The organism is uncultured Microbacterium sp. (genome assembly GCF_913776565.1).
In the GTDB taxonomy this organism is placed as follows: domain Bacteria; phylum Actinomycetota; class Actinomycetes; order Actinomycetales; family Microbacteriaceae; genus Microbacterium.
Genome location: NZ_CAJYPF010000233.1, coordinates 1 through 17,414, shown reverse-complemented (window position 1 = coordinate 17,414; position 17,414 = coordinate 1). Strand labels below are relative to the sequence as shown.

Annotated in this window: 18 protein-coding genes; 10 read left to right on the top strand and 8 right to left on the bottom strand. The window is 70.8% G+C overall.

Annotation, left to right across the window (positions count from 1 at the left end):
* Positions 1–2,072 (bottom strand): phosphoribosylformylglycinamidine synthase subunit PurL (gene purL, locus QZ433_RS13025; protein WP_295784261.1); only part of this gene is annotated, 2,072 nt, incomplete at its 3' end.
* A gap of 227 nt (positions 2,073–2,299) precedes the next feature.
* Here purL and QZ433_RS13020 point away from each other — a divergent pair.
* Positions 2,300–3,295: a glycerate kinase gene (locus tag QZ433_RS13020; protein WP_295784258.1), complete on the top strand. Its 996-nt coding sequence runs from the start codon at positions 2,300–2,302 to the stop codon at positions 3,293–3,295.
* 60 nt (positions 3,296–3,355) lie between these two features.
* On the opposite strand, the gene QZ433_RS13015 is transcribed toward QZ433_RS13020, so the two are convergent.
* The 3 genes from QZ433_RS13015 to aqpZ form a co-directional block, all read right to left on the bottom strand.
* Positions 3,356–5,677 carry an FdhF/YdeP family oxidoreductase gene (locus tag QZ433_RS13015; protein ID WP_295784255.1) on the bottom strand — a complete coding sequence of 774 codons (2,322 nt, stop codon included), beginning with the start codon at positions 5,675–5,677 and terminating at the stop codon, positions 3,356–3,358.
* A 60-nt stretch (positions 5,678–5,737) separates the two neighbouring features.
* Positions 5,738–6,616, bottom strand: a complete 879-nt coding sequence (fdhD, locus tag QZ433_RS13010; RefSeq protein ID WP_295784252.1) for a formate dehydrogenase accessory sulfurtransferase FdhD — start codon at positions 6,614–6,616, stop codon at positions 5,738–5,740.
* A 110-nt stretch (positions 6,617–6,726) separates the two neighbouring features.
* On the bottom strand, positions 6,727–7,539 hold the full coding sequence (gene aqpZ / locus QZ433_RS13005; RefSeq protein ID WP_295784249.1) for an aquaporin Z: 813 nt from the start codon (positions 7,537–7,539) through the stop codon (positions 6,727–6,729).
* Positions 7,540–7,850: 311 nt separating this feature from the next.
* Between aqpZ and QZ433_RS13000 the strand changes: the two genes are divergently transcribed.
* From QZ433_RS13000 to QZ433_RS12975, 6 genes are read left to right on the top strand one after another with little or no spacing between them, the layout of a single operon-like run.
* Positions 7,851–8,330 (top strand): Asp23/Gls24 family envelope stress response protein, encoded by a 480-nt coding sequence (locus QZ433_RS13000; protein ID WP_295784246.1) that lies wholly within the window; start codon positions 7,851–7,853, stop codon positions 8,328–8,330.
* Positions 8,327–8,515, top strand: coding sequence for a DUF2273 domain-containing protein (locus QZ433_RS12995; protein WP_108320810.1), 189 nt, complete (start codon positions 8,327–8,329; stop codon positions 8,513–8,515). The genes QZ433_RS13000 and QZ433_RS12995 overlap by 4 nt, the downstream gene beginning before the upstream one ends.
* Positions 8,512–8,904 carry a hypothetical protein gene (locus tag QZ433_RS12990; protein ID WP_295784244.1) on the top strand — a complete coding sequence of 131 codons (393 nt, stop codon included), beginning with the start codon at positions 8,512–8,514 and terminating at the stop codon, positions 8,902–8,904. Before QZ433_RS12995 ends, QZ433_RS12990 begins: the two co-directional genes overlap by 4 nt.
* Entirely contained in the window at positions 8,904–9,482 is a 579-nt protein-coding gene (locus QZ433_RS12985) for a DUF6286 domain-containing protein (RefSeq protein WP_295784242.1), read from the top strand. The genes QZ433_RS12990 and QZ433_RS12985 overlap by 1 nt, the downstream gene beginning before the upstream one ends.
* Positions 9,482–10,069 carry a hypothetical protein gene (locus QZ433_RS12980; protein ID WP_295784239.1) on the top strand — a complete coding sequence of 196 codons (588 nt, stop codon included), beginning with the start codon at positions 9,482–9,484 and terminating at the stop codon, positions 10,067–10,069. Before QZ433_RS12985 ends, QZ433_RS12980 begins: the two co-directional genes overlap by 1 nt.
* Positions 10,070–10,088: 19 nt before the next feature.
* On the top strand, positions 10,089–10,901 hold the full coding sequence (locus QZ433_RS12975; protein WP_295784238.1) for an Asp23/Gls24 family envelope stress response protein: 813 nt from the start codon (positions 10,089–10,091) through the stop codon (positions 10,899–10,901).
* 68 nt (positions 10,902–10,969) lie between these two features.
* On the opposite strand, the gene QZ433_RS12970 is transcribed toward QZ433_RS12975, so the two are convergent.
* From QZ433_RS12970 to QZ433_RS12955, 4 genes are all read right to left on the bottom strand, one after another.
* Positions 10,970–12,334 carry an extracellular solute-binding protein gene (locus QZ433_RS12970; RefSeq protein ID WP_295784236.1) on the bottom strand — a complete coding sequence of 455 codons (1,365 nt, stop codon included), beginning with the start codon at positions 12,332–12,334 and terminating at the stop codon, positions 10,970–10,972.
* A gap of 29 nt (positions 12,335–12,363) precedes the next feature.
* Positions 12,364–13,305, bottom strand: a complete 942-nt coding sequence (locus tag QZ433_RS12965; protein WP_295784234.1) for a carbohydrate ABC transporter permease — start codon at positions 13,303–13,305, stop codon at positions 12,364–12,366.
* Positions 13,305–14,261 carry a sugar ABC transporter permease gene (locus tag QZ433_RS12960; RefSeq protein ID WP_295784233.1) on the bottom strand — a complete coding sequence of 319 codons (957 nt, stop codon included), beginning with the start codon at positions 14,259–14,261 and terminating at the stop codon, positions 13,305–13,307. Before QZ433_RS12960 ends, QZ433_RS12965 begins: the two co-directional genes overlap by 1 nt.
* Before the next feature lie 200 nt (positions 14,262–14,461).
* Entirely contained in the window at positions 14,462–14,941 is a 480-nt protein-coding gene (locus tag QZ433_RS12955) for a DUF1990 family protein (RefSeq protein ID WP_295784231.1), read from the bottom strand.
* Positions 14,942–15,034: 93 nt separating this feature from the next.
* On the opposite strand from QZ433_RS12955, the gene glp reads away from it, so the two are divergent.
* The 3 genes from glp to QZ433_RS12940 all read left to right on the top strand — a co-directional run.
* Positions 15,035–16,222: a gephyrin-like molybdotransferase Glp gene (gene glp, locus QZ433_RS12950; RefSeq protein ID WP_295784230.1), complete on the top strand. Its 1,188-nt coding sequence runs from the start codon at positions 15,035–15,037 to the stop codon at positions 16,220–16,222.
* Positions 16,216–17,046, top strand: a complete 831-nt coding sequence (locus QZ433_RS12945; RefSeq protein WP_295784228.1) for an NTP transferase domain-containing protein — start codon at positions 16,216–16,218, stop codon at positions 17,044–17,046. Before glp ends, QZ433_RS12945 begins: the two co-directional genes overlap by 7 nt.
* 6 nt (positions 17,047–17,052) lie before the next feature.
* A partial coding sequence (locus QZ433_RS12940; RefSeq protein ID WP_295784227.1) for a DUF1232 domain-containing protein occupies positions 17,053–17,414 on the top strand: 362 nt, incomplete at its 3' end.

Here is a 17,414-nt window from a genome sequence, read left to right as displayed (position 1 = left end):
CCGTCACGCTCCATGAGCTCGGTGAGCCAGACGCGCGCGCCGACGCCGAAGCGCAGGACGCCCTCGGCGAGGGCCTGAGCGAGACCACCCGACGACAGATCGTGCGCGCTCGACACGAGCGACTGCGAACCCGCGGCCTGCAGCAGCTCGGCGAGCTTGCGCTCCTGCGCGAGGTCGACCTTCGGCGGGCGACCGCCGAGGTGGTCGTGGATCGTGCCCGCCCACTGCGAACCGTCGAGCTCGTCGGCGGTGACGCCCAGCAGGTAGAGGTTCTCGCCGGCATCCTGCCAGCCGCTCGGGATGCGCGCGGCGACGTCGTCGATGATGCCGAGCACGCCCACCACGGGGGTCGGGTGGATCGGCTGGTCGCCGGTCTGGTTGTAGAACGACACGTTGCCGCCCGTGACCGGGATGCCGAGCTCGAGGCAGCCGTCGCTCAGGCCCTCGACGGCCCGGCTGAACTGCCACATGACCTCGGGGTTCTCGGGGCTGCCGAAGTTGAGGCAGTCGGTGACAGCGGTGGGCACGGCACCCGAGACGGCCACGTTGCGGTACGCCTCGGCCAGCGCGAGCTTGGCTCCGTTGTAGGGGTCGAGCTGGTTGTAGCGACCGTTGCAGTCGGTCGCGATCGCGAATCCGAGACCGGTCTCTTCGTCGACGCGGATCATGCCGGCGTCGTCGGGGAAGCTCAGCGCGGTGTTGCCCAGCACGTAGTAGTCGTACTGGTTCGTGATCCACGACGTGTCGGCGAGGTTGGGGCTGGCCACGAGGGTGGTGAACTGCTCGCGCAGCGCGTCGCCGTCGGTTGCGCGGGGCAGAGACGCCGCGGTGTCGTCGTTCAGCGCGTCGATCCACGTCGGGTAGGCGACGGGACGCTCGTAGACCGGGCCGTCGACCGCGACGGTCGAGGGGTCGACGTCGACGATGCGCTCGCCGTACCAGTCGATGACGAGGCGGCCGTCTCCGGTGACCTCGCCGAGCACGCTCGTCTCGACGTCCCACTTGCCGACGACGGCGAGGAACGCGTCGAGCTTCTCGGGCGCGACGATCGCCATCATGCGCTCCTGCGACTCCGACATCAGGATCTCTTCGGGCGTCAGCGAGGGGTCGCGCAGCAGCACCTTCGACAGCTCGACCTTCATGCCGCTGTCGCCGTTGGCGGCGAGCTCGCTCGTGGCGCACGAGATACCGGCGGCCCCGAGGTCTTGAATCGCCTCGACGAGGTCGTCGCGGTAGAGCTCGAGGCAGCACTCGATGAGCACCTTCTCGGCGAACGGGTCGCCGACCTGCACCGCGGGACGCTTGGTGGGTCCGCCGTCGGCGAAGGTGTCGGATGCCAGGATGCTCGCGCCGCCGATACCGTCGCCGCCCGTGCGGGCACCGAAGAGCACGACCTTGTTGCCGACGCCCGTGGCGTTGGCGAGCTTGATGTCTTCGTGGCGCATGACGCCCACCGCGAGGGCGTTGACGAGAGGGTTGCCCTGGTAGACCGCGTCGAAGACCGTCTCGCCGCCGATGTTGGGCAGGCCCAGGCAGTTGCCGTAGAACGAGATGCCGCTCGTGACGCCGTGGACGACGCGGGGAGTGTCGGGGTGGTCGATCGCCCCGAAGCGCAGCTGGTCCATGACGGCGACCGGACGCGCGCCCATCGAGATGATGTCGCGCACGATGCCGCCGACGCCGGTGGCCGCGCCCTGGAAGGGCTCGATGTAGCTGGGGTGGTTGTGCGACTCGACCTTGAAGGTGACGGCCCAGCCGTCGCCCACGTCGACGACGCCCGCGTTCTGGCCCATGCCCACCATGAGGCGGGTCTTCATCTCGTCGCTGACCTTCTGGCCGAACTGACGCAGGTAGATCTTGCTCGACTTATAAGAGCAGTGCTCGCTCCACATGACCGAGTACATCGCCAGCTCGCCGCTGGTGGGGCGGCGGCCCAGGATCTCGCGGATCTTGGCGTATTCGTCGCTCTTGAGTCCGAGCGCACCGTAGGGCTGCTCTTTCTCGGGCGTCGCGATGGCGTTCTCGACGGTGTCAGCAAGAGCTGTGCGGGCGGCGGGGTTCGGGGTGGTCACGCGGCTGAGCTCCAAGATCGCAGGGGCCGGACGGGAGTCAGTCTAGTTGGGTGCGCCGACATCGCCCGGGGTCGACGGCAGCGTGAGGGCGCAACCTCGGTGATCCGCGGAAAGTCGGCCGGGTTCCCGGCATCCGGGCTGAGGAGGTGCGGATCGCCGAGCCCGTGGGGCTGCTCGGGGCAAGATGGTCGGGGCTGCGCCACCAGCAGCCCGCTGAGAGGACGCCCATGCGCATCGTCATCGCCCCCGACAAGTTCAAGGGCACGCTGACCGCGCGGGAGGCAGCGGATGCCATGGCCCTGGCCGTGCGCGACCGGTGGCCCGGCGCCGAGATCGCGATCGTGCCGATGGCCGACGGCGGCGACGGAACGCTCGACGCCCTCGGCGGAGCCAACGTGCACGACGAGGTGAGCGGACCCCTCGGCGCACCCGTGCGCGCGACCTGGCGCCTCGACGGTCGTGCCGCCGTGATCGAGTCGGCAGCGGCATCCGGACTCGTCCTCGCCGGGGGAGCGGAGGCCAACGACCCCTGGGGCGCGACGACACGGGGCGTCGGTGAGCTCATCGGGCTCGCCCTCGACTCGGGATCGACCCGCATCGTGGTGGGCACGGGCGGCGTCGCCGCGACCGACGGCGGGCGCGGGGCGATCGAGGCGCTCGGCGACCACGTGCCGTTCGCTCCCGGGCAGGTGACGGTGCTCACCGACACGACCACCACGTTCGTCCACGCCGCCGAGGTGTTCGGTCCGCAGAAGGGCGCCGACGCCGAACTCGTCGAGCGCCTGACGGAGCGACTGCGGGCGGATGCCGCGGACTGGGCCGAGCGCTTCGGACTCGACGTCTCCGTCGTGCCGAGGTCGGGAGCCGCGGGCGGTCTTTCTGGCGCGTTGCTCGCGGCCGGCGCCGAGGTGGTCGACGGCGCGGCCTACGTCGCGCAGGCGCTCGAGCTGAGCGGAGCGCTCGCCGAGTCGGATCTCGCCCTCACCGGGGAGGGGGCGTTCGACGCCACGAGCCTCGCGGGCAAGGGGCCGGGGCACGTGCTCGCGGTCGCCGCACGCCACCGGGTGCCGGCGGTCGTCATCGCGGGGGTCGTCGCCGTCGACGCCGTCGGCTCGCGTGTCTTCTCGATGAGCGAGGTCGTGGGGGCCGAGCGCGCGCTCGCCGACGCCGCCGACGCCCTGCGCGTCACGACGACCCAGGCCCTCTGGCAGCTCGACCTCTGAGGGGTCGCGGCCTCCGAGGGGCAGGACTCGGCTCGGCGGGGGTCTCGACTCTTCTCGGCCTCAGGCCGTCTTCGCGATGCGCACGCGGATGTCCTTCATCAGCGGCTGGTCGCTCTGCCGGCTGTAGTCGTCGGGGCCGAGCAGCACGTTCATCTCGGGGAAGTACCCGGCGGCGCTGCCGCGCGGGGTGTCGTACTCCAGCGCACGGAACGCGGTGACGCTGCGGACCGACCCGTCGCGCGAGGTCGCGACGATGTCGACCAGGTCGCCCTCGGCGATGCCGCGCTCCTTCATGTCGCGTCGGTTCATGAAGACGAGCTCGCGGATGTTGCGCACGCCCCGGTAGCGGTCGTCGGCCGAGTAGATCGTGGTGTTCCACTGGTCGTGCGAGCGCATGGTCTGCAGCACCAGCACGTCGGCCTCTGCGGGGATGACGTTCGGCAGATCGGCGTGAGAGAACTCCGCCTTGCCCGACGGCGTGCGGAAGTCGCGCTCGCGGGCGGGCTGGGGGATGCGGAAGCCGTACTTCTGCCGCACGAGCTCGTTGAAGCCCTCGAAGCCGGGCAGCGCCTTGGCCATGACGTCACGGATGCGGTCGTAGTCGCCGACGTACCACTCCCACGGGGTCGCCGATTCGGGCATCACGGCGCGGGCGAGGCGGGCGATGATCTCGGGCTCGCTGAGCAGGTGGGGCGACGCCGGCTTGCGGGAGCCGAGCGAGAGCATGACGGAGCTCATGGCATCCTCGGTCGAGATCGACTGGGGACCGCTCTCCTGCTCGTCGCGCTCGGTGCGACCGAGGCACGGCAGGATCAGCGCCTCTTTTCCATGGGTCAGGTGGCTGCGGTTGAGCTTGGTGCTGACGTGCACCGTCAGCTCGCACCGGCCCATGCCCTCGGCGGTCAGTTTGGTGTCGGGAGCCGCCCGCACGAAGTTGCCGCCCATGCCGAGGAAGACCTTGAGGTCGCCGCGGTGCAGGGCGGCCACCGTGTGCACGGTGTCGAGGCCGGGCTCGCGCGGCGACGTGATGCCGCACACCTCGTCGAGCCGGGCGAGCCACTCCTCGGTGGGCTTGTGGTTGATGCCGCAGGTGCGGTTGCCCTGCACGTTGCTGTGCCCGCGGACGGGAGAGGGGCCGGTGCCGAGACGACCGACGTTGCCGCGCAGCAGCAGCAGGTTGACGATCTCGCGGACCGTGTCGACGCCGTGCTGATGCTGGCTCACGCCGAGGCACCAGCTGATGACGGTGCGCTCGGCGCCGAGGTACACGTCGGCCGCGCCGCGGATCTCGGCCTCGGTCAGCCCGGCCTGCTCGACGAGCTCCGACCACGGCGTCGCCTCGACCATCGCGCGGTACTCGTCGAGTCCCGTCGTGTACCGGTCGAGGAAGTCCTGGTCGAGGGCGGTCGGGTCGGTCTCGGACGCCTCGAAGACGACCTTCGCCATGCCGCGGACGAGTGCCAGGTCACCACCGGGACGCACCTGCAGGTTCATGGTGCTCGTCGGCGTGGAGTGGAACGTCGCCATGTCGAGGATCTCGTGCGGCACGATCGTGCGCGTCCCCGCGACCTCGCGCAGCGGATTGACGTGGACGACCTGCGCGCCGCGGTCGATGGCCTCGGCGAGGCTGGTCAGCATGCGCGGTGCGTTCGAGGCGGCGTTGACGCCGAGCACGAAGAGGGCGTCGCATGCCTCCCAGTCCTCGAGGTCGGCCGTGCCCTTGCCGGTGGCGAGGGATGCCGTGAGCCCCCGGCCCGAGCCCTCGTGGCACATGTTCGAGCAGTCGGGAAGGTTGTTGGTGCCCAGCTCGCGGGCGAACAACTGGTACAGGAAGGACGCTTCGTTGCTGAGGCGACCCGAGGTGTAGAACGCCGCCTGGTCGGGGGAATCGAGTGCGGTGATGTGCCGGGCGATCGTGCGGAAGGCGTCGTTCCACGAGATCGGCACGTAGTGATCGGTCGCGGCGTCGTAGGCCATCGGACCCACCAGACGGCCGGCGTCCTCGAGGTCGAAGTCGTTCCACTGCGACAGCTCGGTCACAGAGTGCGCGGCGAAGAACTCCTTGCCCACGCGCTTGTGCGTCATCTCCCACGTGACGTGCTTGATGCCGTTCTCGCAGATGTCGAGCGTCACGCCCTTGTCGTCGGGCCACGCGCAGCCCGGGCAGTCGAAGCCGCTCTTGGGCTGATTCATGGTGAACATGGCCTTGGTCCCCGCGACGGGCTGACGCTGCTCCAGCAGCACCTTGCCGACCGTCACGGCGGCGCCCCACCCGGCCGCGGGGTGTTCGTACGGGCCGGTGCTCGACCATTCCCCGGTCGAGGTCGGCCCCAGGCCGCCCTGGCGGGGCTTCTCGGTCATCAGCCCGAACGACTCACCCATGTTGACCTCCGTGGATCGCGGCGCCGAGTCGGTGGCATCCACACACCGTGCGCCTCGACGTCAGCGTACGCCCGCCGGCTCTTTCGTCGCGGGGGTTGTGGCCGGGGCGATGATGCGATCCGCCCGCGTGTAGAGGTTCATGCTCGATCCGCGGACGAAGGCGGCCAGCGTGAGGCCGGCGCGCTCGGCGAGTTCGATCGCGAGCGACGAGGGGGCCGAGACGGCGGAGAGCATCGGGATGCCGGCCATCACGGCCTTCTGCACCAGCTCGAAGCTCACGCGCCCCGACACCTGCATCACGGTGCCGCGCAGGGGCAGTCGGTCGTGCAGCAGGGCCCAGCCCACCACTTTGTCCACGGCGTTGTGGCGCCCGACGTCCTCGCGAGCGACGAGGAGTTCACCCGAGGCGACGTCGAAGAGCGCGGCCCCGTGCAGGCCCCCGGTCTTGTCGAACGTCTTCTGCTCGGCGCGCAGACGATCGGGGAATGCCGCGACGGCGTGGGCGTCGACCGACACCGGGTCGGTCGCGACGTCGTACGACGACACCTTCTCGACCGCCTCGATCGACGCGGTGCCGCACACCCCGCACGAGCTCGTCGTGTAGAACGAGCGGGCGATGTCGGGGGAGGGCAGGTCGACACCCGGGGCCAGCGTCAGATCGAGCACGTTGTAGGTGTTGCCGTCGGCGCCGCCCGTTCCGGGGCCGCCGCAGTGGATCGCCCGCGCGAACTGCTCGCCGCGACTGATCACCCCCTCGGACACCAGAAAGCCCGCGGCGAGCTCGACATCGTGCCCGGGCGTGCGCATGGTCACGGCCAAGGGCGATCCCGCGACGCGGATCTCGAGCGGCTCCTCGACGGCCACGGCATCCGGTCTCTGCCGGTTCGCTCCCTCGAGGGTGATGCGGGTGACGCGACGAGAGGCGGTGAGGCGGCCCATGTCAGGACCGCGCCGTCGAGAAGGTGGGGGACATGGGTCGAGCGTACGCCCGCCCGCGCGCGCGGGACCGGCCGGGGTCGAGGAACCCCGGCCGGTCCCGGTGGAGGCGATCAGGACGCGACGACGCGGCGTCCGAGGGCGCGCACGATCAGTCCGGCGACGACCGCCCCGGCGATCGGCGCCACGATGAACACCCACAGCTGCGCGAGCGGCAACGCGCCGCCGTAGACGGCCGTCGCGATGGAGCGCGCGGGGTTCACGCTGGTGTTGCTGACGGGGATGCTGATGAGGTGGATCAGCGTCAGCGTCAGGCCGATGCCGATCGGCGCGAATGCCTGGTACTCGGCCTTGGCGGTGACCGAGAGGATCACCGCGATGAACACGCCGGTCAGCACCGCTTCGGTCACGAACACCGCGCCCAGGCCGTAGCCGCCCGGGCTGCCGTCGCCGAAGCCGTTCGAGGCGAAGCCCGCCTGCTGCGCGGTGGTGAAGCCGTCGGGGCGACCGGCGAGGACGAGGGCGATCACACTGGTGGCCAGGATGCCGCCGACCAGCTGCGCCAGGATGTAACCGGGCACGTGGCGGGCGTCGGTGCGCCCGGCGGCGAGCAGCCCCAGCGTCACGGCGGGGTTGAAGTGCCCGCCGCTGATGTGGCCGACCGCGGCGATGCCCGCGACGAGCGTCAGGCCGAACGCCAGCGCGACGCCGAGGAAGCCGACGCCGGCCTGGTTGTCGTCGGCGCTGGGGAAGTTCGCGGCGAACAGGGCCGTGCCCACCCCGCCCAGCACCAGCAGGAACGTCCCGAACAGCTCGGCGGCGTACCGCGCGGGGGACGACCACGTCGTCGCCTTCTGCCGCTGCTGCTCCGACGTCGAGCGTGCGACGGCGACCGGTTCGTTGCGCTTGTTGTCCTTCTTGCCCATGATGCTCCTTCTGTCGTTTCCCACGGGGGTGTCGGGGGGATGACGTTGCGAACAGGGCGAGTGTCACACCGGGATTTCGGCCCGGTGCCGTTGCAACGGAGCGACCCTGACGGTCGGCGATGAATCATCCGGGGCGCTTGACGGCCTTGGCATCCCGCCGATAAGTGGCTGATCAACATGCACGTGGATACACATCCGCCGAACTTTTTCAATCCCGGCGTGACGATCACCCCACCCGGTACGTCTTAGTCGTGTAGGCCGAAGCGCCCACCCCGGAGCAACCGGGTCATCGACACTCGAAAGGCACCGACATGGCTGAGAACACCCCCACCACTCCCGCTGCGCAGAACGTCCCCCAGGCGGCGTCGCGTGTGAACCGTCCCCTCGCCGCCCGCGGCCAGGAGGCGCACACCGAGGGCAAGACCACGATCGCCGATGGCGTCGTCGCCAAGGTCGCCGGCATCGCGGCCCGTGAGGTCAACGGCGTGTACGCGCTCGGCGGCGGCGGAGCCCGCGCCCTCGGCGCCATCCGCGACGCCATCAACGCCACCGACCTGACGCAGGGCGTCAAGGTCGAGGTCGGCGAGACCCAGGCCGCCGCCGACGTCACGATCGTCGTCGAGTACGGCGCCCCGATCCAGGACGTCGCCGACCAGGTCCGTGGCCGCGTCGCCGGTGCGATCAGCCGCCTCGTGGGCCTCGAGGTCGTCGAGGTGAACGTGGACGTCAACGACGTGCACATCCCCGGCGACGAGGACAACAACAGCGACGACGAAAAGCGCGTCCGTTGAGCGCCACGACGAAGGGCGCCCTGGTCGGGCTCGTCCTGGCCCTCAGTGCCCTGATCTTCGGTTTCTGGGGCTTCATCCTCGTGGCCCTGTTCATGGCGATCGGCGTGGTCGTCGCGCGCATCACCTCCGGTGAGCTCGACTTCCGCAACATCGTCAACGCCTTCTCGGGGCGGAGCACATCGTGACCACCGTCACCGCTTCGCCCGGGGTCGGCAACCGCACCGCGGTTGCCGGCCCCGGCCTCCCCGCCGGCCACGTGAACATCGCCGACCGCGTGCTGCAGAAGACGGCCGAGCGTGCCGCCGCCGACATCATCGGGGTGGATGCCAAGAGCGTCCGCGTCGAGATCGTCGCGGCCCGCGACACCGCCGCCGTACGCGTGTCGACGCCGTTCCCGGTGCCGCGCCTCGACGACACCGAGGCCGTGCGCGCCGCCACCCCCGTGCTCGAGGCGGCCACCGCCGCCCAGAGCGAGATCCGCTCGCGCCTGGCGCACCTGTTCGGCCGCCAGATCTCGCGCGTCGACCTGACCATCTCGGGCGCGACCCTTCCCCAACGAAAGCGAGTGCTGTGATGACTGACACCGTGCTTCGCACCGTCGTGCGTCGCGAGACGCACTCCCCGCGCACCGTCGCCATGCTCGTCGTGGTCGTGCTGGTGCTGCTCGTCCTGGCGTACGCCGCGGTCGAGATCATCCTCAACCTCACCGGAGCCCAGCCGCTGCTGGTCGCCCCCGGCGAGGCGCTGAACGCGGTCGTGGCCGCGCCGACCGCGCTCATGCCGGTCGCCTTCATCGTCGGCGGCGTCGTGCTGGCCCTGCTCGGGCTCATCGTGCTCGTTCTCGCGCTCAAGCCCGGCCGCCTCTCGCGTCACGAGATGGCGTGGGGCGAGCGTGCCGTCGTCGTCGACAACGGCGTGATCGCGTCCGCCCTCGCGCAGCACCTCAGCAACGAGTCCGGCATCGCCCGTGACGACATCGTCGTGGGCGTCGCCCATCGCGCGGTCGATGTGACCGTGCGGCCCCCGGTCGGCATCCCGGTCGACGAGGCGCAGCTGCGCCGCATCGTCGACGAAGAGGTCACCGCCTACAAGCTCACGCCCGCCGTGCGCACCCGCCTGCGGGTGCAGCGACCCGACACCAAGGAGTCCTAATGAATGCGACGCGTCGCGGTCTGAACCGCTTCCTTCTCTTCCTGGTCGCCGTGGTGCTGCTGGGCCTGGGCGCTCTCGCGCTCGCCGTCGGGCTGCTGCCCGGGGGAACCGACACCTGGACCTCGGTCATGGGCGGCTTCCAGGGCTGGCTCCAGGGCCTGGGCCGTGACTCCGCCGGCTGGGGAGCCGTCGCCGCGTTCGTCGTGCTGGCGATCATCCTCATCGCCATCGCGGCATCCGCCGTCCGCGGTCGCCGCCAGGCGCCGCTGCAGTCCACCGGCAGCGCGAACGACGCCGGTCGCATCACCGTGACCGACGACTTCGCGTCGGAGGCGCTCAAGAACGCCCTCGGCGACCGCGACGAGATCCTCTCGTCGCGCATCAGCGCCGGCGAGATCAAGAACGAGTCGGTACTGCACGTCGCGGTCACCCCTCGTCAGAACACCTCGCCCCGACAGGTGGCCGAGCACGTCGACACCCTCGTGACCAACCTGGCCGCGCTCACGGGTCAGAACGTGCGCGCCTACATCTCGATCCACTCGGGCCTGCGCGCCAAGCTCGCACGCGACAACACCCGCGTGCACTGAACCCCCACGAGGAGACGTCATGACCACCATCGATTCGACCATCGATCCGCCCGACCTGGATGCCGCCGCGGGACTCGCGGCCGACGCCGCCGGCTCCGTCCCCGGGGTCCACGCGCTGGGGAGTCTTCTCGGCCGCGCCTCGGACGCGGTGCGGGAGCGCGTGGGTCTGGCGAGCACCGCCCCCGGCGTCAAGATCGACACCGATCGCGCCGACCGGGTGACCGCGACCATCTCGCTGGTCGTCGACTACCCGCACAAGCTGCACGAGGTGTCCGACGCGGTGCGCGGCGCCGTGCGCGATGCGCTTCAGCCCCTGGGCCGCGGCCGCGTGGATGTCGACGTCGTCGTGACGGGCGTATTCGGTCCGTTCGACCGCGACCCGGTCGACGAGGCCGAGGAGAAGGTGGATGCCGCGACCGAGGCGATTGGCGAGAAGGCGGGCGAGGCGAAGGCCGCCGTCCGCGAGAGAGCGGACCGGGCCGGGGCGGTCATCCGCGAGAAGGCCGCCGACGCGTCGCAGAAGATCGATGAGACGACGGATGCCGTCGCCGCGCGCACCGCGGGGATCGCCGCAGCCTTCGCCGAGTCCGCCGACGAGACGTCGCGCGAGCGCCGTGCCGACGTCGAGGCCGAGCCGGTCGAGCAGGCGCGCGAGACGATCGTCGAGCCCGCGCCCGCGAGCGATGACGAGGTGCGCGACGTCGTCGCCGAGGCGCTGCAGGACGCCGCGGTCGACATCGCCATCGCCGCCGACGAGGTGCGCGGCGAAGACAAGACGCCGGCCACGGACGACGTCCAGGCCGTGGTCGAGGACGAGCGACCCCGCTCCTGACCTCGAGACGCGAAAGGGCGCCCCGGCTCCGGCCGGGGCGCCCTTCGGCGTTCGGTGGGGCGGCGGGATCAGCCCGCCGTCGCCTTGTCGAAGGCGCGCTGGGCGGCCTGCTGGGCGTCCGCCAGGGCCTGCTCGGTCGTCTTGTCGCCGAGCAGGGCGGCGGTGATGGCGTTGTTCAGTTCGTTCTGAATGTCCTGGCCCGCGGGCGACGAACCGAACGACCGGCCGGAGCCGACCACGTCGTAGTAGGTCGAGATGACCTGGTCGAACCCGCTGTCGCCGGTCGGCTTCACGTACGTCGAGCGGATCATCTCGTCCGCCTCGGGTGATCCGGTGAACAGGCCCGTGTTCAGTCCGTCCTTGCTCTGAATGGTCGCGGCGCGCGCGGCGCCGGCAGCCATCCAGGCGTCGGTCGAGGTCAGATCGTTCATCCACGCGCAGGCCGCGGCGGGGTTCTTCGCGCCCGCGGGAATGACGAATGCCGTACCCGAGGCGAGCGAGAACGTCTGGCCCTCGGCATCCCGGAACGGAACGGCCTGCAGCGAGATCCGGTCGCGCGAGGCGCTGAGCACGTTCGGGTACCACTGGTTCGCCACCTGCGCTCCGACCTGGTTCTGCGCGAACTGGTTGGCGTCGCCGAAGGTGTCGAACGAGTCGGTGAAGCTCTTGACGGCGGCGTATCCGCCCTGCGCGTCGGTGATCTCCTTCAGCGCGTCGATGCCGGCGGCGTTCGAGGGGTCGTCGAGCGTCGGCTTGCCGGTGTCGTCGGTGAGCTGCCCACCCATCCCGAGCACCCACAGACCGCCCTGGCCCGTCGCGACCGGGTCGAAACCGAGACGCGCGGGGGTTCCGCCCGAACCCTGGTAGATCTTCGCGATCGCGGCGAGCAGGCCGTCCAGGTCGGACGTGTCGAACTGCTCGGGCGTCACTCCGGCCTCGTTCAACACGTTCATGTTCAGCAGGATCGCGGGCGGTTGGTAGAACTGCGGAACCGCGTAGACGGCATCCTCGTACGTGACGTCGTCGACGACGTTGGCGTACCACCGCTGCTGCGGATCGACGCTCTGCGCCTCGAAGCACGCGTCGAGCGGCATCAGCAGGCCCTGCGCGGCGTAGGTGGTGACGTAGCGGCGGTCCATCTGCACGACGTCGGGCACGTCGCCGCCGGCGATGCGGGTCGTGAACTTCTGGGCGTCGAAGGCCGTGGCATCCAGGGTCACCTCGACGTCGGGCAGCTGGCCGGCGGCGAAGTCGAGGCGCGACTGACCCACGTCGTCGGCGTTCTCGAAGCCCCAGGCGGCGAGGGTTCCGGTCGGGGCGGCCGAGAAGTCGACGTCGGCGGCCGGGTCGGATCCCCCTCCTCCGCTGCACGAGGTGAGAAGGGTGAGGGATGCCACGCCGGCGACGACACCGGCGAGTGTGCGTGTGCGCATGAAAGGTCCTTTCGGGACGGGGGGATGGATCAGCCTTTGCGGCCCTGGGTGGCGACGCCCTCGACGAAGTACCGCTGGCCGAAGGCGAAGATGAGGAGCATCGGCAGGGTCACCAGGAGCGAAGCGACCATGACGTACTGGTAGTCGCCCTGACCGCCCGCGCTGGGGCTGTACTTGGTCATGGCGTAGGCGATGCCGAGCGGGGCGGTGAACTCCTCGACCGACCCGGCGTTGAGGTAGATGAGCGCGGCCTGCAGGTTGTTCCAGCTGGCCTGGAACTCGAACAGGAACACGATGATGAAGGAGGGGATCGACAGGGGCATCGCGATGCGCCAGAACAGACCCCACGCGCTGCATCCGTCGAGCCGTGCCGCCTCGAACAGCTCGCGCGGCACGCCCAGGAAGAACTGCCGCTGCAAGAAGATGTAGAAGGCGCTGCCGAACAGGTTCATGCCCCACAGCGGCACCCAGGTGCCGAGCAGCCCGGTCTCTTTCCAGATGAGGTAGATCGGGATCATCGTCACCGCACCCGGCAGCATCATGGTCGCCAGCACCAGCCCGAACAGGAGCCTTCGGCCGGGGAAGCGGAAGTACGCGAAGCCGAAGGCGACGATCGAACTCATCACCGCGACGGTGGTCGCCGCGAGCAGCGCGATCGAGACGCTGTTGAACATCCAGCTGAGCAAGGGCAGCTGATTCCACACCTCGGCGTAATTGCCGGGAGTGAAGGTCTTCGGGATCAGCGCGTTGTCGAACACCTCGCCGCGCGGCTTGAAGCTCGCCGCGAGCAGCCATGCGAAGGGGTAGAGGAACAACAGGGCGAACAGCACGAGCACGGCCGCGAGCACCACACGCCCGGCGAGGGTCTTCGGCTGCGACAGGACGCGGCGCCACCGCGGGGGCCGGTTGGCGGATGCCGCGAGCTCGGGCCTCGCCTGCGCGACGCCCGGGGTCTGCAGGGTGCCGGTCATCAGCGGTCTCCCTCGTAGTAGACGAAGCGGTTGCCGAGGCGCACCTGCACGAGGGTGATGAGCAGGATGATGACGAACAGCAGCCACGCCATGGCCGCGGCGAAACCGAAGTCGAACTGCCGGAACGCCTGCTGGAAGAGGTAGATCGCGTAGAACAGCGACGCCTCGGGCGAGGCATTGCTCTGGTCGCGCCAGAACAGCAGGTAGGCCTGGTCGAACACCTGGAACGCCGCGATGGTCAGCACGATGACGTTGAAGAACATCGCCCCCGAGATCATCGGCAGCGTGATCGAGAAGAACCGGCGCACGGGACCGGCGCCGTCGATCTGCGCGACCTCGTACAGGTCGACCGGAACGTTCTTCAACGCCGCGAGGAAGATCACCATCGTGCCGCTGACCGTCCACAGCGCCATGATGACGATGCTCGGTTTGACCCACGCGGGGTCGACCAACCACTGCGGCCCCGGGATGCCGACAGCGCCCAGAGCGCGGTTGATCGCCCCCGAGTTGCCGTTCAGCAGCAGGAAGAACACGGCCGCGGTCGCCACGGCCGGGGTCATCTTGGGCAGGTAGTAGAGCGTGCGGAAGACGCCTGCGCCTCGACCCACCCGGCTCAGCAGCAGCGCGAGGAACAGCGCGAAGGCGATCTCGAGCGGCACCGCCATGACTGCGTAGAAGAGGGTGTTGCCGAGTGAGACGGCGACCCGCGGGTCTTCGAACAGCTGCGCGTAGTTCGACGTGCCGACCGGCCGCGCGGAGTTCGTCGCGAGGTTGTAGCTCGAGAACGAGATCACGAGGCTGTAGATCATCGCCCCGGCCGTGAAGACGAGGAACCCGACGATCCAGGGCGAGATGAACAGGTATCCGGCGATCGCCTCGCGGCGGTTGTACTTCACCCGCCGGCGGCGGTTCTTCGGTGGCCTTTCGTCGGCGGTGGGGGTGGTGGAGAGGGTCACCGGGCGAACCGGTCGGAGGACGGGATGCCGGGGGTGATGTCGTTCATGGTCTTCTCCTCTCGCGCGGCGTCTCGTCGTCGAGAAGCGCTTCGCCAGGGTCGAGAAGCGCTCACTTTTCGTCGAGGGCGTTGCCAGCGGCGTGGTTTCGTGAGATAGCAGCGCGCTCGGTCGCCCCCGCAGGCCGGCTCCGCCACGCCGGCTCAGGAATCCAGCGCGCTCAGGTAGCGCCGCGTCATCCACGCCTGCACGAGGCGGCCCAGCGGGGCGCCGATGCGGGTGAACCATCGCCCCGGAGCCGAGAACGCGGCGATGTCGAACACCACCTCGCCGGTCGGTCGCAGGGTCAGGGTGAAGCGCTCCTCGCCGCGCTCGGGGTGACCGGGCAGCGTGCCGTAGGCGAAGCCCGCGACGGAGTCGGTGCGCTCGGCCCACACGACCAGGCACGGGATGCGGAAGACCCCCAGCCGCATCGTCACACGTGTGCCCGCGCGCATCGGCGTCTCGTTCAGCGTCACGCGGGCCCCGGCGCGGCGTTGGGCGTCGCCGGCGAGCAGGGCGTCGGCCGCGCGTTCGAAGTCCTCGCGCCCGTGGCCCACGACCCGGCGCGCGCGCACGTGGTGATAGCCCGGGGGCATCTCGCCGGCCGTCGCGCCGACCTCGGTGTAGGTCAGGCCGTCCATGGCGCCACCGTAGCGAGCGCACCACCGCCGGCCGGGGGCTTGCGCGCGCGCCTACGCTGAGACCATGCCCCCCATCTTCGCCGGACGCCGCGCGTGATCGACGTCGCCGCGTACCTCGCCGCCGTCCTCGACGCGGTGCGACCGCTGGATGCCGATTCGCGTGACGTGGCCGCGGCTCGGGGACGGGTGCTGCGGCATCCGGTGCATGCCGCCGTCGACGTGCCGGCGTTCGACTCCTCGGCGATGGACGGCTTCGCGGTGCGCGACCTCGACCGCCCGGCGACGCTGCGAGTGGTGGCCGACCTGCCCGCGGGTACCGCGGAGGATCCGAGAATGGATGCCACCGACGCCGCCCGCATCATGACGGGAGCGCCCGTGCCGAGCGACGCGACGGCGGTCGTGCCGTTCGAGGACACCGCTCTGGGCCTCACGGGCGGCCTCGCGCCGGTCGAGGTCGTCGTTCCCCCACGGGCCGGAGGGGCCCACATCCGTCGCCGGGGCTCGGACGTGCGGGCCGGCGACCTCGTCGTCGGCGCGGGCGTGCGCCTGACCGCCGGGCGGATCGGCGCGATCGCGGCATCCGGAGTCGGCACCGTCTCGGTGTCGCGCGCCGCGCGCGTGGCCGTCGTCTCGACCGGCTCGGAGCTGGTCGTCGCGGGAGCACCGATGCGACGCGGGCAGATCCCCGAGTCCAACAGCGTGCTGCTCGCCGGGCTGGCCGAAGAGGCCGGCGCCGAGGTGGTGCTGCGCACGAGCGTCGGCGACGAGGGCGAGGGCCCGCGCGCGGCGATCGCGGCGGCCGAGGCGGCCGGAGCCGACGTCGTGGTGTTCTCGGGCGGCGTGAGCGCCGGCGCCTACGAGGTGGTCAAGAACACGCTCGGCGACCTCATGCGTTTCGAGCGCGTGCGCATGCAGCCGGGCAAGCCGCAGGGTATCGGACGCACGGCGGCGGGCACGCTGCTGTTCGGCCTGCCGGGCAATCCCGTCAGCGCCGCGGTGTCGTTCGAACTGTTCGTCCGTCCCGCCCTGCGCGCTCTCGAGGGAGACGTCGAGCTCGCGCGCTCCCAGATGCGCGTCGCGCTCGCCGGGGGCTGGCGCGCGCGACCGGGCCGGACGCAATACGTGCCCGTGTCGCTGGACCGGTCCGACCCCGAGAGGTGGCGGGCGACGCCGACCCCACGGGGAACACGAGGTTTCGGCGAGGCCGAGGGTCTCGCCGTGATCCCCTCGAGCGACGACGATCTGCCGCCCGATGCCCTCGTGACGGTCGCCCTGTGGTGACGGTCGACGCGATCCTGCTCGCGGGCGGGCGCGGCAGCCGCGTCGACGGAGCCGTCAAACCCCTGTTCGAGGTGGGCGGAGCGACGCTGCTGTCCGCCGCGGTGACCGCGGTCCGACGGGCGGGAGCGCAGCGCGTCATCGTCGTGGCCCCGGTGCTCGCCGCGGCTCTCGACGTGACGTGGGTGCGCGAGGACCCGCCCTTCGGCGGACCGGTCGCGGCCATCGTCGCCGCCCTTCGAGAAGTGGATGCCGACGACCTCTTCGTCTTGGCGTGCGACACCGTCGCGCCCGTCGACGTGATGTCACGGCTCGCCGCGCCGCTCCCGCCCGGCGTCGACGGGGCGTGCCTCGACGACGGGCGTCGGCAGTGGCTCATGGGCCGCTACCGGAGCGCGGCGGTGCGGGAGGCGGCATCCACTCTTCCCGCCGCGGGGCGCGATGCGTCGATGCGGGCGCTGCTGGGCGGGCTCGAGATCGCCTCGATCAGGGTGGATGCCGACCTCACCCGCGATGTCGATACGTGGGACGATCTGCGAGAGGCCCGAGGAGGAGCCATGACCGAATCCCGTACCCTGCCGCCCGAGGCGCTCGACGACTGGAGCGCGGCGCTCGCCCAGCGTTTCGGCCTGACCCGCGGAGACATCCCGGTGTCGCTGATCCTCGACCTCGCCCGCGACGTCGCGAACGGCGTCGCTCGTCCCGCGGCGCCCCTGAGCGCATTCGTCGCGGGTCTGGTCGCGGGCCGTGCGGGGGGATCGCCCGCCGACACCGAGAAGGCCGTCGCCGCCGTGGTCGAGATGGCCCGCGAGTGGGAGAACCGCTGACGCCCCGTGCCTGAGTGGCTGATCGTCGTGCTCGGCGTCGTCGCCGGGCTGGTCGTGCTGTGGCTCGCCCTCATCGTCGTGCTGTGGGTGCAGCAGCGGCGGTCCGGCGGCTCGGTCGACTGGCGCGCCGTGCTGCGGCTGGCGCCCGACGTCGTGCGGCTCGTCCGTCGCCTGGTCGCCGACCCCTCGGTACCCCGCGCAACGCGATGGTGGCTCGGTGGACTGCTGGTCTACCTGCTCTCGCCGATCGACCTGATCCCCGACTTCGTGCCCGTGATCGGCTACGCCGACGACGCGATCGTGGTGGTGGTGGCCCTGCGCTTCGCCATCCGTCACGCAGGGCGTCCGGCGATCGAGCGGCACTGGCC

Excerpts from the sequence above, each read along its gene's own strand:
- QZ433_RS12985 (WP_295784242.1), top strand. The coding sequence starts at position 8,904 with ATGACTGACACCGTGCTTCGCACCGTCGTGCGTCGCGAGACGCACTCC.
- QZ433_RS12965 (WP_295784234.1), bottom strand. The coding sequence starts at position 13,305 with ATGACCGGCACCCTGCAGACCCCGGGCGTCGCGCAGGCGAGGCCCGAG.
- aqpZ (WP_295784249.1), bottom strand. The coding sequence starts at position 7,539 with ATGGGCAAGAAGGACAACAAGCGCAACGAACCGGTCGCCGTCGCACGC.
- QZ433_RS13015 (WP_295784255.1), bottom strand. The coding sequence starts at position 5,677 with ATGGGTGAGTCGTTCGGGCTGATGACCGAGAAGCCCCGCCAGGGCGGC.
- QZ433_RS12975 (WP_295784238.1), top strand. The coding sequence starts at position 10,089 with ATGACCACCATCGATTCGACCATCGATCCGCCCGACCTGGATGCCGCC.
- QZ433_RS13020 (WP_295784258.1), top strand. The coding sequence starts at position 2,300 with ATGCGCATCGTCATCGCCCCCGACAAGTTCAAGGGCACGCTGACCGCG.
- QZ433_RS12955 (WP_295784231.1), bottom strand. The coding sequence starts at position 14,941 with ATGGACGGCCTGACCTACACCGAGGTCGGCGCGACGGCCGGCGAGATG.
- QZ433_RS12970 (WP_295784236.1), bottom strand. The coding sequence starts at position 12,334 with ATGCGCACACGCACACTCGCCGGTGTCGTCGCCGGCGTGGCATCCCTC.
- QZ433_RS12980 (WP_295784239.1), top strand. The coding sequence starts at position 9,482 with ATGAATGCGACGCGTCGCGGTCTGAACCGCTTCCTTCTCTTCCTGGTC.
- QZ433_RS13000 (WP_295784246.1), top strand. The coding sequence starts at position 7,851 with ATGGCTGAGAACACCCCCACCACTCCCGCTGCGCAGAACGTCCCCCAG.
- fdhD (WP_295784252.1), bottom strand. The coding sequence starts at position 6,616 with ATGGGCCGCCTCACCGCCTCTCGTCGCGTCACCCGCATCACCCTCGAG.